Source organism: Mycobacterium sp. PO1 (assembly GCF_017312405.1).
GTDB lineage: Bacteria > Actinomycetota > Actinomycetes > Mycobacteriales > Mycobacteriaceae > Mycobacterium.
In genome coordinates this window covers 1-1,278 of the sequence record NZ_BLTG01000105.1, presented here as the reverse complement: position 1 = coordinate 1,278, position 1,278 = coordinate 1, and the positions used below count along the sequence as shown (strand labels likewise).

General features: G+C 66.2%; 1 protein-coding gene. It reads left to right on the top strand.

Features of this window, described 5'->3' with window-relative positions; genetic code table 11:
* Positions 1-67: 67 nt before the first annotated feature.
* Positions 68-1,248, top strand: a protein-coding gene (locus tag J3476_RS25485; protein WP_207069078.1) for an IS3 family transposase whose coding sequence is annotated in 2 segments (ribosomal slippage) — positions 68-329 and positions 329-1,248 — 1,182 coding nt in all. Because the reading frame shifts where the segments join, the coding sequence is not laid out codon by codon here.
* The last annotated feature ends 30 nt before the right edge of the window (positions 1,249-1,278 follow it).

Sequence of the window (1,278 nt, the reverse complement as noted above, 5' to 3'; positions counted from 1 at the left end):
TGGGGTTGACCCCTGATGGTGGACACCTGACTGGTGGGACTGCTGGTCCCGCGGGAAGGATGTCCGTATGTCGGGCAAGCGGAAGAAGTACACCCGCGAGTTTCGGGAGCAGGCTGCCCGCCTGGTGATCGAGACGGGTCGTCCGATCGCCCATGTGGCGGCGGAGATCGGCGTGGGTGAGCAGTTGCTCGGGCGCTGGGTGCGCCAGGCCCGCGACGACGACGATAATGGCGCGGTGCTTGATGCCGATGAGCGGGCCGAGTTGGAGCGGCTGCGTAAAGAGAACGCCGAGTTACGGTTAGACCGGCAGTTTTTGAAAAAAGCCGCGGCCTTCTTCGCCTCCGAACAGAACCCGTAGACGCCTACGTTCTGATCGAAGCGGAGAAGGCCACCTACGCGATCACCCGGATGTGCGAACTGCTGGAAGTCTCTCGCTCAGGGTTCTACAAGTGGCGCAAGACTCAGGCCGGCGGACCGTCGGCGGCGGCTTGCCGGCGCGCCGAGTTGGATGCCAAGGTCGCAGCCTTCCACAAGGCCTCTGACGGCGTGTACGGCGCCCCGCGGATCCTGGCCGACCTGCGCGAGGGCGGTGAGACGGTGTCGCGTAAGACGGTGGCCGCCTCGATGCGCCGCCAGGGCCTGGCCGGGGTCAGTCCGCGCACCTTCGCGCCGGTGACCACGATCGTCGATCTGGATGCCCCAGTGCCCAAAGACCTGGTCAAACGCCACTTCGATGCCGGGCGGCTAGACCGGGTCTGGACGTCGGACATCACCTATTTGCGTACCGGTGAGGGCTGGCTGTATTTGTGTGCGGTCCGCGACGGCTGCAGCCGACGGGTGATCGGCTGGGCCATCGATGAGCACATGCGCACGGACCTGGTCGAGGCGGCCGTGGCGATGGCAGTGGCGATGCGCGGCGAGCTGGCCGAGCAGGTGGTGCTGCATGCTGACCGCGGCTGCCAGTTCACCAGCGCGCAGTTGGCTCGGTTCGCCCACGATCACAACCTGGCCCGCTCGGTGGGCCGTACCGGGGTGTGCTGGGACAACGCCCAGCAGGAATCATTCTGGGCCACACTGAAAGTCGAGTTCTACGACCGCTACTTGTGGCCCACCCAGGCGGCCGCTAAGCTCGCCGTCGGCGACTGGATCGAGCGGGTCTACAACCGCCGCCGGCGCCACTCGGCGATCGGCATGATCTGCCCGGTCGACTACGAGAACCGGATCACTCAGACGGCACAAGCCGCCTGACCCTGTGTCCACCAAACGGGGTCAAGCCCA